The organism is Coleofasciculus sp. F4-SAH-05, from assembly GCF_040222985.1.
Taxonomy (GTDB): Bacteria; Cyanobacteriota; Cyanobacteriia; order Cyanobacteriales; family Coleofasciculaceae; genus Coleofasciculus; species Coleofasciculus chthonoplastes.
In genome coordinates this window covers 1-13,758 of sequence record NZ_JAVKBY010000023.1, presented here as the reverse complement: position 1 = coordinate 13,758, position 13,758 = coordinate 1, and the positions used below count along the sequence as shown (strand labels likewise).

At 46.1% G+C, this 13,758-nt stretch carries 10 protein-coding genes, 1 pseudogene and 1 riboswitch; of the genes and pseudogenes, 4 read left to right on the top strand and 7 right to left on the bottom strand.

What is annotated here, in order from left to right; genetic code table 11:
* The first annotated feature begins 232 nt into the window (after nucleotides 1-232).
* Together RIG27_RS02580 and RIG27_RS02575 are read left to right on the top strand one after the other, a co-directional pair.
* On the top strand, nucleotides 233-2,020 hold the full coding sequence (locus RIG27_RS02580) for a DUF7453 family protein (RefSeq protein WP_446342134.1): 1,788 nt from the start codon (nucleotides 233-235) through the stop codon (nucleotides 2,018-2,020).
* A 614-nt stretch (nucleotides 2,021-2,634) separates the two neighbouring features.
* Nucleotides 2,635-3,228: a Uma2 family endonuclease gene (locus RIG27_RS02575; protein WP_446342181.1), complete on the top strand. Its 594-nt coding sequence runs from the start codon at nucleotides 2,635-2,637 to the stop codon at nucleotides 3,226-3,228.
* 115 nt (nucleotides 3,229-3,343) lie between these two features.
* On the opposite strand, the gene RIG27_RS02570 is transcribed toward RIG27_RS02575, so the two are convergent.
* The 5 genes from RIG27_RS02570 to RIG27_RS02550 all read right to left on the bottom strand — a co-directional run bounded on the left by RIG27_RS02570 (nucleotide 3,344) and on the right by RIG27_RS02550 (nucleotide 7,406).
* Nucleotides 3,344-3,811, bottom strand: coding sequence for a DNA phosphorothioation-associated protein 4 (locus RIG27_RS02570; protein WP_446342132.1), 468 nt, complete (start codon nucleotides 3,809-3,811; stop codon nucleotides 3,344-3,346).
* 97 nt (nucleotides 3,812-3,908) lie between these two features.
* On the bottom strand, nucleotides 3,909-4,067 hold the full coding sequence (locus RIG27_RS02565) for a hypothetical protein (protein WP_446342130.1): 159 nt from the start codon (nucleotides 4,065-4,067) through the stop codon (nucleotides 3,909-3,911).
* Between the two features lie 33 nt (nucleotides 4,068-4,100).
* Nucleotides 4,101-5,942: an N-acetylmuramoyl-L-alanine amidase gene (locus tag RIG27_RS02560; RefSeq protein WP_446342128.1), complete on the bottom strand. Its 1,842-nt coding sequence runs from the start codon at nucleotides 5,940-5,942 to the stop codon at nucleotides 4,101-4,103.
* Between the two features lie 24 nt (nucleotides 5,943-5,966).
* Nucleotides 5,967-7,001: a cobalamin biosynthesis protein CobW gene (gene cobW, locus RIG27_RS02555; protein ID WP_446342126.1), complete on the bottom strand. Its 1,035-nt coding sequence runs from the start codon at nucleotides 6,999-7,001 to the stop codon at nucleotides 5,967-5,969.
* A gap of 12 nt (nucleotides 7,002-7,013) precedes the next feature.
* Nucleotides 7,014-7,406 carry a DUF1636 domain-containing protein gene (locus RIG27_RS02550; protein WP_446342124.1) on the bottom strand — a complete coding sequence of 131 codons (393 nt, stop codon included), beginning with the start codon at nucleotides 7,404-7,406 and terminating at the stop codon, nucleotides 7,014-7,016.
* A 354-nt stretch (nucleotides 7,407-7,760) separates the two neighbouring features.
* Nucleotides 7,761-7,907, bottom strand: a riboswitch (cobalamin riboswitch).
* 166 nt (nucleotides 7,908-8,073) lie between these two features.
* Between RIG27_RS02550 and RIG27_RS02545 the strand changes: the two genes are divergently transcribed.
* Together RIG27_RS02545 and RIG27_RS02540 are read left to right on the top strand one after the other, a co-directional pair.
* Nucleotides 8,074-8,547, top strand: coding sequence for a TspO/MBR family protein (locus tag RIG27_RS02545; RefSeq protein WP_446342122.1), 474 nt, complete (start codon nucleotides 8,074-8,076; stop codon nucleotides 8,545-8,547).
* An 864-nt stretch (nucleotides 8,548-9,411) separates the two neighbouring features.
* Nucleotides 9,412-12,687 carry an efflux RND transporter permease subunit gene (locus tag RIG27_RS02540; protein ID WP_446342120.1) on the top strand — a complete coding sequence of 1,092 codons (3,276 nt, stop codon included), beginning with the start codon at nucleotides 9,412-9,414 and terminating at the stop codon, nucleotides 12,685-12,687.
* 114 nt (nucleotides 12,688-12,801) lie between these two features.
* On the opposite strand, the gene RIG27_RS02535 is transcribed toward RIG27_RS02540, so the two are convergent.
* Together RIG27_RS02535 and RIG27_RS02530 are read right to left on the bottom strand one after the other, a co-directional pair.
* A complete protein-coding gene (locus RIG27_RS02535; protein WP_446342118.1) occupies nucleotides 12,802-13,443 on the bottom strand; it encodes a hypothetical protein in 642 nt (213 codons plus the stop codon).
* Nucleotides 13,443-13,616 (bottom strand): annotated as a pseudogene (locus tag RIG27_RS02530) (ParA family protein); the annotation flags it as partial. The pseudogene RIG27_RS02530 and the gene RIG27_RS02535, both read right to left, overlap by 1 nt.
* Nucleotides 13,617-13,758 lie beyond the last annotated feature (142 nt).

Genomic DNA, 13,758 nt, shown 5'->3' with positions numbered 1-13,758 from the left:
AGAATAGGTAACTAGAACTCATCTAAATATTTCCAGCCTGTGTCAAACAGGCAACTTAACCGCAGGTATTGCCCCATCGCCTCCCCTAGCTAGACATGATCAATCTGTTGCTGCACCTAGGATAGGAAATCCTAAAAGCCGGGAAATACCCAGAAAATACAGAAGGTTTATCAGATACGAACTTTGTACTTTTCCAACTTCTACAGTTAATGTTTTGCTTTGAGGTATTCCGATGAAACACCCAACAATTTATCACTTATCCATGGCAACAGCAATGGGTATGACCCTCAGTTTATTAGCGACGGGAAACGCTAACGCCTATACCTTTAGTCGCATCTTTGATGATAGCGGTCCCTATAAGTGGATAGGAAATTCCGCAATAAATAATCAGGGAACTGTAGCATTTGAGGCTACATTGGACTTAGACCAATTGCCTCTGGCTCCACGGATTGACACTTACGTTGACCGGGATGTCATATTTACAGGCGATGGTCACTCCCTGACAATCACCGAGAGTATGGGGCGTTTTGATGTCAAAGATATAAACGATAGCAATACTGTCGCTTTTGTGGAACAAGTAAGTTCTCCTCGTGCTCCTGTATGGGTTCTCTCAACTAGCAATGGTAGCACCTCTACTCATATCGCCACCGATCCAACTTCCTATGGTTTATTCGATGACCTATTCGGAGGCGTCGCTATTAACAACGATGGCCGTGTCGCATTCAAAGAATTAACATTTAGTCATGGTGGAAATTTTAGCTTAGTAACCAGCGATGGTGGGAACCGTACAACTATTGCTGACGAAAATGTCTACTTTAAGTTTCTGTTTGATACATTTGACCTGAATAACCAGGGAACTGTAGCCTTTGGAGCGTCATTATTAGATGGTGGGGGCAGCGGTATCTTCACGAGTAATTCAATTACGCCCATAGCCGACACGAATGGTTCATTCAAATCCTTTGGCGCCCTTTCACTTAACGATGCCGATACTCTGGCTTTCTCGGCTTTCCTAGATGATGAAAGTTCAGGTATTTTCACCAGTAGTAACGGTTCCTTCACTACCATTGCCGATACTAGCGGAGCATTTAGTTCCTTTTCCAGTCCTGCTATTAACAATAATGGCGCTGTAGCGTTTAGATCTCGACTTGATACCGGAGAGGACGGGATTTTTACCGGCTCTGACCCCATTGCTGATAAGGTAATTGCTATTGGTGATCCACTCTTTGGCTCTACCATTACCAGTTTAGGTTTCTCCAATAAAGGATTTAATGATGCCGGTCAAATCGCATTCTCGGCACAACTGGCGGATGGTTCTACTGGTGTTTTCCGCGCTGATCCCGGAGACGATGGCGTTGTTCTTGACTGGGGAGGAACCGTTACTCAGCCGATTCCAGGAACGTTTAACCTGATCGGAATCGATGATTTTTCCGGACAGGAAACCTTGGTTGATTATCCTGATAGTATTCAGCCTTTTGGCGAGTACTATACCCTGATCCCTCATTTTATCATCGACGATGTTTTGCATCTCGGTCATCTCTACGACGGCGAGGCTGTTCTCAATACCAATAACGTTACCTCACCGAACATTACATTTGGGCTTGATGGTAAACAACTGTCGCTGATATTTCCCGAACTGCAAAATCGTTTGGGATTTGGCTTTGCTTTAAGTCAATACGAAGGTTTTCCTCTGGATATTCCTATTGATGAAGACTTTTTGGCAAATGCTGTTACCGTTAAATTATTTGATGATGCCTATAACCTTCTGGGAACGTTTTCCGGTGATGCTCAACCCGATCCTAAATTTTTGGGTGGTTTCTTTGGTATCGAAAGTACCACACCTTTTCTGCGTGCTGAGATAACCTTTAACGAGGGATACGAAGAATTTGCCTTTGATAATCTCAGATACGAATTGGTTACTCTTGAAGAACCTGCCACAGTTCCCGAACCGGCAACAGGATTAGGGCTACTGGTGATTAGTACCATTGGTGCAGGTTCAGTCCTAAAACACAAGCAGAAGTAGAATTTAGGCAAGGATAACGTGTGGAAATCTGGCTTGCTGGTATAGCATGGACAGGGTATCGGTTGGCGGGGTGCGATCGCGAGACTGGGGTATATTTCACATAAATACATATCCAATATAAGCCAATATAAGGTCTGTAGGGGCGAGTCGCTGCACTCTCGTTAATCGGAAACCGATTACTTTTATTGACTCGCCCTCCCTAATGCAAAAGGATGAAGGGCGGGTTTTGTTGATAGGTTATTGGTCTATACCAAAATTAAACGGCTAAACCCGCCCCTACATTTTACTCATCATTCATTACTTTTTAAGCAGCTTTGTTAATTTACCTAGTTTACCCATTCGACACCCAAAGAATTTAGCGATCGCGAAGTCTTTACTCACACTTTACAAAAGCCTTTCATATAGTCGTTTGATGCATTTTGTTAACCGATAAAGTCTCTTTCTGTCATCAGCAAATTCACGTAAAGCGATCGCGTAGTATAACTGAGACGATTATCCACCGTAAGCTGACTGTTCAAACCAACGAATCTTCTGGGTTTAGCCTCAAACGCGGAAAGAGTACTTTACCCTAAACATCGCTGATAATAATATTAATTCAGTTGGCTAGCACAAAAATGGACACTCTAACCCTGAACGTACCCCCCACCGTCGGCTTAACCGACGAGCAATTTTATCAACTTTGTGTGGCGAATGAACAATGGCGATTGGAACTCACCGCTGATGGAAAATTAATAATTATGCCCCCAACAGGTGGAGAAAGTGGCATTAGTAATGCAGGTTTGACGGCTAAAGTTTACAATTGGAACGAGCAAACCCGACTGGGAAAAGTTTTTGACTCTTCCACTGAATTTCGATTACCCAATAATGCCAAACGTTGTCCCGATGTATCCTGGGTAATTCTGGAACGATGGGAAGCATTATCCCCCGAACAACGGCGACGTTTTCCGCCCTTATGTCCAGATTTTGTGATTGAACTTCGTTCTGAAAGCGATTCGCTTAAAGGTTTGCGTGCAAAAATGTTAGAGTACCGGGAGAATGGCGCCCGTTTAGGTTGGCTGATTGATCCCCAAACTCCCCTAGTGGAAATTTATCGACCATTCGTTGATGTAGAACAAATCAATTTCTCTATTGATGCACCACCCACACTTTCAGGCGAAGATGTGTTACCGGGATTTGTCCTTGATTTAACGGTTATACTGAATCCTTAAATTTTTGATTCAATCCACTTTATAGCGTTTCTCATTTTTTATTTAGGCGCAAGGATGGTGCCCCTACAGCACCCTTTGTATGGGTTTACCTCACGCACTTAGCACTTAAAAACTGCTAGAGAAATCGGCTCAAATCAAACTCATCTTCAGTCACCTCTTGTTTAAACCGTTGTGCATTCAAAACTAACACTAATCGCTCTGAATAATCCACTGCCCCCCGTAACTCGTCTCGTAATATCTCCAACCCCCCATGGGCATATTCTTCAAAAATATGAATCCTTTCCTCCTCTGCTTTGGTGTCAAAGGTGGAGAGAATTTTGGCATCTTTGGTTTCGACAAGCGCCAAAAGTTTAATCAGGGCGTCATATCCCCTCGATACAAATATCTCTAACCCAATCGGTGCGGGTTCTTTCTTCGCAATCGTTCCCAGAGGCGATCGCTTCTTGCGCTTGACTCCCAACGCTGCCGCAAATGCGATAACGTCGGCATAAGTTTGAAAGGGTCCGGTTGTCTCGGCTGATGCAGTTAAGGCTTTGACTAAATCGGCTTGATCCTTGGCAATCCGGATGCGATTGACGCCCATTCCTGTGACATTCTCCTATTTTCGTCTTATGTCATTTGTCTTATGTCATTTGTCATTTGTCATTTGTCATTTGGTCGGGGCGGGTTTTGCAGCCAAGCTAGGGATAACAATCAATATTAGTCCCTAAACCCGCCCCTACAGACGATCCATGGCTCGTCTGGAACATGGCTCCCCCTGCTCCCCCTGCTCCCCCTGCTCCCCCTGCTCCCCCTGCTCCCCCTGCTCCCCCTGCTCCCCCTGCGAAAAGACGTAGCATGCTACGTCTCTACACGGCTCCCCACCCGACACCCTATCGAGTTTGCTGAATGTAGAGTAAAATACCCTGTGCGATCGCCTGGGCGATTTGGCGGCGAAATTCAGGTGTGGCAAGTCTTGGCGCATCCTCAGCCCCGGTGACAAACCCCACTTCCACTAATGCAGAAGGCATAGAGGTGCGTCGGATGACAAAAAATCTGCCTCGTTTCACGCCGCGATTCCGCATTCCGGTACTCTGTAAGAGACTATTTTGAATCGCTTCAGCTAATCCTCGTCCATTGCTGTAATAATAGGTTTCCACGCCATTTACATCGGGACGACTCAGGCTAATCGCATTGGCGTGGATACTGACAAATAGGTCAACATTGGTTTGTTCGGCGAGTTGAACTCGTCCTCTCAGGCTAATAAATCGGTCATCCGATCGCGTTAATATCGTTTGCACACCCTGCTGTTCTAAAATGGCTGCAACTTGGAGAGAAATGGGCAAAATTACGTTCTTCTCCTGCAAGCCACCAATCCCCACAGCGCCGGGATCTTTGCCCCCATGTCCCGGATCAAGCATCACCACGACACGAGTATTCCGAACGCCAGGAAAGACAGTTGGAGGCGGTGAACTCTCTGGCGGTAATCGTTCCGGTGGCGGTACGGGAAGCGAACCTGTTGGCGGTAACGAGACTCTCCTCTGTCGCAGGGATAGGGCTAACAATTGTTCACTGGGTTGATTGAGTTCGCCAATCTGAGTATTTCGATCCGGTTGCACCACAATCACTACAGTACGCGAATCAGGCTGGCGTAGTCTTACCTGAGATAACGGACTATTTACGCCTAACTGAGGTCCTTGAATTTGGTCAGCCAGTTGAGCATCTGGGATGGTAATTTGGAACTGATTGGCGTTAGCATTCCAGTTTCCCCGCGCCCGAATCCGTCGATCTGCCCGAATTAATAATTGCGTGCCATTTTGGACAATTTCCACCGATTCAATCGTGGCGAGACTTGTAGTCGCCGTGGGTTCTCTATCGGATCGTCGCGGCGATAACCCCTCAAGCTGGGACGCCGAAATTCCCCTGGGTAATAATACCAAACCACCAACAGAACTATAATTCATCTGCCAGTCGGGACTCTCGCGATTCACGTTTAAGGTGATGCGAGTTGGGGATGAGGAACCCGACGGTTGGGACAATTGAATTTGGTTGACCCCATAGCGATTCACCGACACCGTTTGATTCCGTAAATCTGGGGGTAGTGTAATTCCTTCTACATCAAACTCAATGGTTTCGCGATCGCGACTCCGTTGCACCTGAATCTCTTTGGCTTCCCCTTCATTGGTGCGAATGAAAAACCCATCCCGTGTCACCTGAATCGGATCAGCTTGCACAGTTGACTCCCTTGTCTCAGGAGAGGATTCCGGTGGCGTGGGACGAGGTGGGGTTTGGGGGGGAGGAGTTATTGGCGGTAGGGGACGAGGTGCAGGTGTGGTGATCCGCTGGGGAGTCGGAATTTGCACAAACCACTGTCTCGGTGACGCCCCACGAAACTGAATCTGTTGCGGGTCTATAGTATAACCCGGTGCAATTTCTACCACAATCCGCGTCGTCTGGCGGTCAAACTGTCCCACCCTAATTTCGCGAATTCCTCCCCCTACCGACTGGCTGACGCTGGGGCGTCCCAACGTCGTACCGGGTAAATCGATAACCAGGCGCAGGGGATTGGGAATCAGTTGGGCTTTGGGTTGAACACTACCGTCTGTGGTAAATTCCAGTTGATTTTGACTCGCATCAAATCGCCACTGCAGAAGTCTGGCGGCTTCTGCGGGTAATGAAACCAGAAACGTACTCCAGAAGCTAAGAAGTAGCAGTAGCCACTGAATTTTCCTCATTCCCCTACCCTCACGATTAATCGTTTAACTGCCAATTGCTTGCTCAATTTCAGCTTGGTCTAGTTTACGTCCAATTAACACTAACCGAGTTTGGCGAGATTCGCCGTTGTGCCACAGTCGATCATAGAATGAATCGAAGCGATTGCCGACTCCCTGCAAGACTAGCCGCATGGGTTTATTGGGTACAGACACAAACCCTTTGATCCGGTAAATCTCCTGCTGTTGCACCAGTTGTTGCAGTTTGGCGATTAGGGGTTTGGGTTCAAAGGCTTGATCGGATATAAATTGGACGGAATTAATCTCGTCATCATGGTCGTGGTCGTCTTCGGTATCATGATGGCTGGGACGATTGTCTAAGTTATCCTCAACGGCGGCGTTGAACCCCAGTAAGAGTTCAGGCTGAATCTGTCCCTGATCACAAGGGATAACCTTAACTCCCGTGGGTAATTGATCCTGTAACCAGTCTTTGATCCTCCTCAGTGTCGCCTCATCAACTAAATCTACCTTGGTGAGTAAGACTAAATCCGCACAAGCCAATTGATCTTCAAAGAGTTCCTCAATTGGGGTTTCATGGTCTAAATTCGGGTCAGCTTGACGTTGGGATTCTAGGGCGTTAAGGTCACTCACCAAGGTTCCTGCGGCTAACGCTTGACAATCTACCACTGTAATTACTCCATCCACAGTAGCACCGTTGCGAATGGGAGTCCAACGGAAGGCTTGAACTAAGGGTTTGGGTAACGCTAATCCAGAGGTTTCAATTAGCATACAATCGATGCGATCGCGCCGTTGCAAGAGTTGCTGCATGGTGGGGTAGAATTCTTCCTGAACGGTGCAGCACAAGCAACCATTGGTCAGTTCGACAATATTATCATTAGGATTGTCTTCCTCATCGCAAATTTGACAGGAACGCAATAACTCGCCATCAATACCCACTTCGCCAAACTCATTCACCAGAACGGCTATTTTACGTCCTTGGTTGTTTTGCAGTAAATGGCGCATCAATGTGGTTTTGCCAGAACCGAGAAAGCCAGTAATTACAGTTACGGGAATTTTATGCATGATTATTTAACCTCAGGATAGGGGTGGAATTCGTGCCAAAATGCCTTTTTTTAATGGTTCAGGTCGTTTTGACCAAGGCAATAAACCATCGGGTTTGCTATGGTACAGACTGGCACAGTCTAAGATAGCTGCTGCTGTTGCGGGTAATGTCTCTACATCTACGGGTAAATCCCCAAACAGATAAGTATGTTTAGAGGGTGCAGCTAAAGAAACCGCACAAGGGCGACTACAAGCACTCATACACTCAACAGGTTGAAGTTTAAATTCATCCCGGAGTGACCAGTTTTGGTGGAGTTCCTGCAATGGTTCTAGCAGTTTTTCGCCACCACTTTTACCAATACGCTTGCCATCTTGCCAAGTGCTGGCGCAGGTTGTACAAACAAATAGGGTATGTTGATGAGTCATTGTGTTTAATTACAGAATTGTTCTGGGGTGATGAAGCGCTAAAACCGTATCAGTTCTAGGGATTGTAGGATGGTTGTGTTGCTTGCCAGCCGTTTCTAAAGACAGTTTACTATCTGCTATTTCAACTCAATAGCAGCATTCTGAAATTAGAGAGAATGGCTAGTACCGCTAGGCAGAATTCAATAGTCAAACGTTATCAGGGGTTTGGCTAGTTTGAATAGTCAGTGAACCTGTGCCTGTATGGATTAGTGATTTTTACCTAGACGAATATCGTAATTTCTCTAGGATTTTCTTTAATCGTCTGAATTTTGGCAATAATGTTTGAACTCCCATCCGTACCTCGCAGATGAATCATCGAAAAGTTATCTGTCGGTGGGCATTCTGACTTAGAAACAAGGACTTGTTTCGTCACAGTTGCGGGACAGCGCCGGATTTACACCGAACTTTCCCCGTTACCTCCAATGGCTGCTCCCCATTAGAACCGACCGAGATTAATACTTTACCATGTCGGTTCGGCAAGGACTACCTTTTTTCACCCAAGGGCGTCATTTCCTGCTGACCCCAAAACCTGTGCCAAAACGATAAGCTGGTTTTATAGGGATGATTAGCTCAATCTATCAAACTAGGTATAATCACCCAATGTCGTGGGATTTTCACAGGGGAGAACATGATTAAATCCTGGATGGTAATTGGGACTGTAACCTTGCTAGTAGCGTTTGCGGGTAACTGGTTAACGTCCGATGATGTCCGATGGTTCAACCGCCTGCGCCGTCCCCGATGGTTAACGTTTGAGGCGGCGATTCCTTTTATCTGGACGGTGATTTTTATTTGTGGGGGATGGTCAGCTTATGTGGTATGGGAACGTAATCCTGGGAGTTCTCAAACGTGGCAGATTTTGGGGTTATATTTGCTATTGGAAATAGTAACAATTGCCTATACGCCAGTCATGTGCCGACTTCGCAGTCTCAAGGTGGGTACGATGATTGGGGGGACGGGGGCTATATTGAGTATTATTTTGGCACTTTTAGTTTATTCTATCTCAGTTTGGGCAGCGGTTTTGCTGTTGCCTTATATTATTTGGAGTCCGATTGGAACCTACACGACTTGGGCGATGATTCGACTGAATCCGGAAGCGGAATAGGTATGATCACTCCCAGATTTGAGTGTATTAGCCCAACCGATAAAACATCAATCAGAGGACGCCGTTTGTCGATTGAATAAAGGGCGACCCGACCTAATTGAGTGGATTAGTGTTATTAATTAGATGAAGCGGGTCGCCCATACAGAAAGTCGGAATTTTCATTACTTGTTAAAGGTTGAATACGTTGTTCGACATTTAAACCTTAATGTCAACAACGGCAAAATCGTTGTAATGTGAGCATCTTGCTCGCTAGCCATTCCCAATTTAAATGCGCTCTTGGTCAGCCATGCAGGTAATACCTAAAACCTAACATCTATCGCCACAACAGGACTTATGAATAAAGGGCGACCCGACCGAATTGAGTGGATTAGTGTTATTAATTAGATGAAGCGGGTCGCCCCTACAGAAAGTCGGAATCTTCATTACTTGTTAAAGGTTGAATACGTTGTTCGACATTTAAACCTTAATGTCAACAAGGTCAAAATCGTTGTAATGCGAGCATCTTGCTCGCTAGCCATTCCCAATTTAAATGCGTGACAGATTAGAGTGCGATCGCGTGCCGTGGCAAAGTCTGCTAACGTCTGAATAATAGGGGTCAGTCGTCGGTACTCAGGCTGAGATAGCTGAACCGTCACCGTTGCTGCTCCTATAATGGTGTAAGTGCCGAGAGAATTTCTTGATTACGTTTAGTGTGTACCCCAGGCATTAGCTGACTGGGCAAAACCTCTTCTGCTACGTTAACATTTTACAAAACTTTACTTATTTTGTTAAAATCTGTATACCTTAATACATCGCTCAACCTCAATTCCTGAACGGGTGTTCTAGTCCTAAGCCAATGAATTATTAATTAATTGCCAATAATCAATGAAAAATAACCCATTAAGTATTAGTGCGATCGCGATTCGCCGCCATATCGGTACCCTAGTCTTAACCCTAGCCGTTATTGTACTAGGTATATTTTTCATTCTCCAGATTCAGGTCGATTTATTACCCTCGATTACCTATCCCCGGATTGGCTTACGTTTAGGAGCGCCCGGTATCTCGCCAGAAGTGGCGGTTGAGGAAATTACTAAACCCTTGGAACAAGGATTAAGCGCGACGGAGGGCGTTGTCCAAGTCTTCTCCCAAACTCGTGAGGGACGAATTAGTTTAGACTTGTTTTTTCGACCGGGCGGTGATATTGATCAGGCGCTAAATGATGCAACAGCAGCGTATAATCGCGCTCAATCCAATTTACCCGATATTATCGAAGAACCGCGTTTATTTAAGTTCGATCCCTCTCAATTACCTGTTTATGAATTAGCATTGGAATCTTCATCCCTAAAGGATGTGGATTTGCGCGTATTTGCCGATGAAGAACTTAGCCGTGAACTGAGTGTTGTTCCTGGCGTCGCCTCGGTGGATGTCTCCGGTGGGGTAACGGAAGAGGTTCGGGTGTTGATTGATCCCACTCGTTTGCAGCGATTAGGATTAGGCTTAACCGATGTCCTAGATGCCCTAGATGAACGGAATCAAGATGTAGCCGGGGGACGACTACGGGGGGAAGAATCAGAACCCTTGACCCGAACGATGGGACGGTTTCAGGATGCGGAAGAATTGCGGGATTTGTCCTTCGAGATAAACGAGGCAGACGCCACAAATCCTTCGCGTCGAGTCTATTTGCGCGATTTTGCTGAGGTAATTGATGGGACAGAAGATAGACGGGTATTTGTCTTTCTGAATGGAGAACCAGCGGTTAAAGTTAGTATTCAGAAGCAACCGGATGCGAATACGATTGAAGTTGTCGATGGAGTTAAAAAACGCATTGAACAGCTAAAGCAATCCGGTTTAATTACAAACGACATTGAATTAGTGGCGACATTGGATGAATCTATTTTCATCCAAGATTCTATTGCCAATGTGACCAGTGCTGGGTTAGTCGGAGCAACATTAGCCGCGTTTGCGGTGCTGTTATTTTTAGGTTCATTGCGACAAACCTTAATTATTGTCATCGCCATTCCCCTCGCTACTCTAGCCGCTGTGATTTTAATGCAGTTATTTGGCTTATCCCTGAATGTGTTTAGTTTAGGTGGATTAGCGTTAGGCGTGGGGATTGTTGTGGATAATGCGATCGTGATGCTAGAAACCATCGCGGCGGGTGTGTCTGATAATCCAAGTGCAGGAACGGATTTAACTGATAAGGTTGCGGACAAAACCGATAACTTCACTCAACCCACCTCGGCTCAATCCATCATTTCCCAAGCCGAACAATGTTCCCAAGAGGTAGAATCAGCGCTGATAGCCTCCACCAGTACAAACTTAGTCGCTGTCCTCCCTTTTTTACTCATTGGTGGCTTTTTCTCCCTTCTGTTTAGTGAATTAATTTTAACCATTAGCTTTGCTGTCGCCGCCTCGTTAGTGGTGGCGTTGACAGTTGTACCCATGCTTTCCTCTCGCCTATTGGCAATCCCTTGGTCAAGTGGCGTAAACCGATTTTGGCTATTGCAAGCTTTTAATCGTCGCTTTGAAGCCGCAACCTTGGGTTATCAACGTTTCCTAGGGCGGGTGCTGCGGTATCGGCTTTTAGTTATCGCCCTGGCTGTGTTAATTCTCGGCGGTGGAAGTTTAGCCTTAGCTAGTCAAATTCCCCAAGAAATTCTACCCCGAATTGATACCGGACAAGCCCGGATGTTTGCCCAATTTCCACCAGGAACTACTCTAGAACAAAATCGCCAAGTGATGATGGCGGTGGATGATATTCTCTTGGCGCAGCCGGAAACTGAGTATGCGTTTACCACATCCGGCGGGTTTTTGTTTGGGGGAAATACCTCAGAAAACTTGTTACGAGGGACAAGTACAATTGCGCTGAAATCGGATAGTAATGTCGAGACATTTATTGGACAAGTTAATCAGGAATTGCAGACGTTAAATTTAGTCCAAACTCGTCTACGTTTGAGTCCCGGTGAAGTACGAGGAATTATTTTAAGTAATTCACCCGTTCGGGGGGCGGATTTAGATATTGGCTTACAAGGAACAAATACACAGCAGTTAGAAGCCGCAGGGCGTCAAGTGTTAAAAGCGTTAGATGAACGCGCAACCTTAGCCCAATTTCGCCCGGATGCAGATGATCGCCAACCCGAAATTCAGATTCGTCCCGACTGGGAACGAGTCGCCCAATTGGGGTTAACGGCACAGGAAATTGGGGATACGATTCAAACCGCGATCGCGGGTTCGGTATCGACTCAGTTACAACGGGGTGATCGCTTGGTGGATGTGCGGGTACAGCTTGCTGAAGCGGCGATTCAGCGCGTGTCTCAGATTAAAGACTTACCCCTATTTACCAATAATAATCGCCAAATAAAATTGGGTGATGTCGCCGCAATTGATCAAGGACAAGCGCCGGGTGAAATTCAGCGGATTAATCAGCGCCAAGTGTTCTTAATAGCGGGGACATTAAATGAGGGTGCAACCTTGAGTGAGGCGTTAGCGGAAACCAATGCGGTGTTAGCTGAATTAGATTTACCGGAGGGGGTTTCTATTTTACCCAGTTCCGCCAGTGAAACCAATCAGCAACTCCAAAATTCTCTGAAGATACTGGGAGGATTAGCCGCGTTTATGGTGTTTGTGGTGATGGCGGTCCAGTATAATTCCCTAATTGACCCCTTGGTGATTATGCTCACCGTACCCCTCGCCTTAGCCGGAGGAATTTTGGGACTGTATATCACCCAAACCGCCATGGGTGCAACGGTTCTGGTGGGGGCGGTACTGCTGGTAGGGATTGTGGTGAATAACGCGATTGTGATGGTGGAGTTTGCCAATCAAATTTATTACCGGGAAAAGGTTGACCGCAAAACCGCGATTTTGCAAGCCGCACCCCAACGTTTACGACCGATTTTGATGACCACAATTACCACGGTTTTAGGCTTGTTTCCTTTAGCCTTGGGAATTGGCAAAGGGTCAGAGTTTTTACAACCCTTAGGTGTAGTTGTGTTTTCCGGATTATCTCTAGCAACGGGATTGACCCTATTTATTATTCCCTGTTTTTATACGTTGCTCCATGATAGTTTTGGTGATAAGAATAGGAAAAAGGGAACCAGGCTAAGAACAGGGAAAAAGACAAAGGAAACAGAAAACCGGGATAAGACTAGAGCATCAGTTTAGTATAGCAACCGCCATAGCTGTTAGGACACATCATTTATGTAGAGACGTTGCATGCAACGTCTGGAACAATGGTGACGAAAGTCCTAATCGATGTGTCTACTGCTATAATACGCATTAAAGTAACCACGTTTTATTGGCAAAATCAGCCGGCTTTTCGCTATCCTTTTGAATCGGTCGTCCTAGAGGGCGGGCAGGAGATCTGGCGGGAGGGCGTTTGGTTTCTACTGGTTGCGTGGTTTCTATGGGTCGCTTTTGAGTGGCTTTAAGCGATTCATTCTCTTGTTTAAGCGTCTCCATTTCCTGCATCAATTTATCATTGGCTTGGGCGAGTTGAACAGCGGCTTTTTTGGCGTCCTCAAATTCACTCTTTAAATGGTCAAGTTTCTTCAACTCACTTTGTAATTGTTCGACGGTTCCTTGCTGCTGCTGCAATTGGGTTTCTAAATCGGTAATTTGCTCATTTAACCCTTGTTCTCGTTGCTCAGCTTGGGCTAAACTATCTTGGAAATTAACCACAGTGGTTTCTTGTTGTTGGGCTTCTTCGAGTGCCTGTCTCAATTCCGCAACCGTGGCTTCAAGGTCAGCTTTGGTGGGAGTTGAAGATTTACTTGTACTGGTTGTCCGGCGGGTTGCCATGGTTGATTCGTCCTCGGTTTCTGTATTCGGTTCGTTAGTATCTTCAATAGGTTGCTGATTGGAAGATGGCGATTTTTCCACCTCTTCCCGCAGCAAATCAGTTAACTTTTTTTTTGTCATTAGCACCCCCAATGATGGTGTAGTTCATCCGCCACCCGGCGATAATCAGCTTGGGCTTCACGGGCATTTTCTCCGCGCAATTGAGTAATCGGTATCCCCTGCAATGCGGCGCGTTCGTGGGCTTTGTATGTCCGAATAAAGGTTCGGAATGCGGGAACACCGAGTTCCCGGAGTATAAACTACCCAGACCTGCTAAGAGCTGAGGTCTGGGTTTTTAGTAGCCCGCTCAGTCATCGAACAAGCTAAGACTTCGGCGTGAGCGCTCAGTCGAACGCTGAACATACTTAATAGTTCGGCTTAGCTTGCACGATAACC

Bases quoted from the DNA above. Each gene is read 5' to 3' on its own strand.
- RIG27_RS02580 (WP_446342134.1), top strand. From the start codon at position 233: ATGAAACACCCAACAATTTATCACTTATCCATGGCAACAGCAATGGGT.
- RIG27_RS02575 (WP_446342181.1), top strand. From the start codon at position 2,635: ATGGACACTCTAACCCTGAACGTACCCCCCACCGTCGGCTTAACCGAC.
- RIG27_RS02570 (WP_446342132.1), bottom strand. From the start codon at position 3,811: ATGGGCGTCAATCGCATCCGGATTGCCAAGGATCAAGCCGATTTAGTC.
- RIG27_RS02565 (WP_446342130.1), bottom strand. From the start codon at position 4,067: ATGCTACGTCTTTTCGCAGGGGGAGCAGGGGGAGCAGGGGGAGCAGGG.
- RIG27_RS02560 (WP_446342128.1), bottom strand. From the start codon at position 5,942: ATGAGGAAAATTCAGTGGCTACTGCTACTTCTTAGCTTCTGGAGTACG.
- cobW (WP_446342126.1), bottom strand. From the start codon at position 7,001: ATGCATAAAATTCCCGTAACTGTAATTACTGGCTTTCTCGGTTCTGGC.
- RIG27_RS02550 (WP_446342124.1), bottom strand. From the start codon at position 7,406: ATGACTCATCAACATACCCTATTTGTTTGTACAACCTGCGCCAGCACT.
- RIG27_RS02545 (WP_446342122.1), top strand. From the start codon at position 8,074: ATGATTAAATCCTGGATGGTAATTGGGACTGTAACCTTGCTAGTAGCG.
- RIG27_RS02540 (WP_446342120.1), top strand. From the start codon at position 9,412: ATGAAAAATAACCCATTAAGTATTAGTGCGATCGCGATTCGCCGCCAT.
- RIG27_RS02535 (WP_446342118.1), bottom strand. From the start codon at position 13,443: ATGACAAAAAAAAAGTTAACTGATTTGCTGCGGGAAGAGGTGGAAAAA.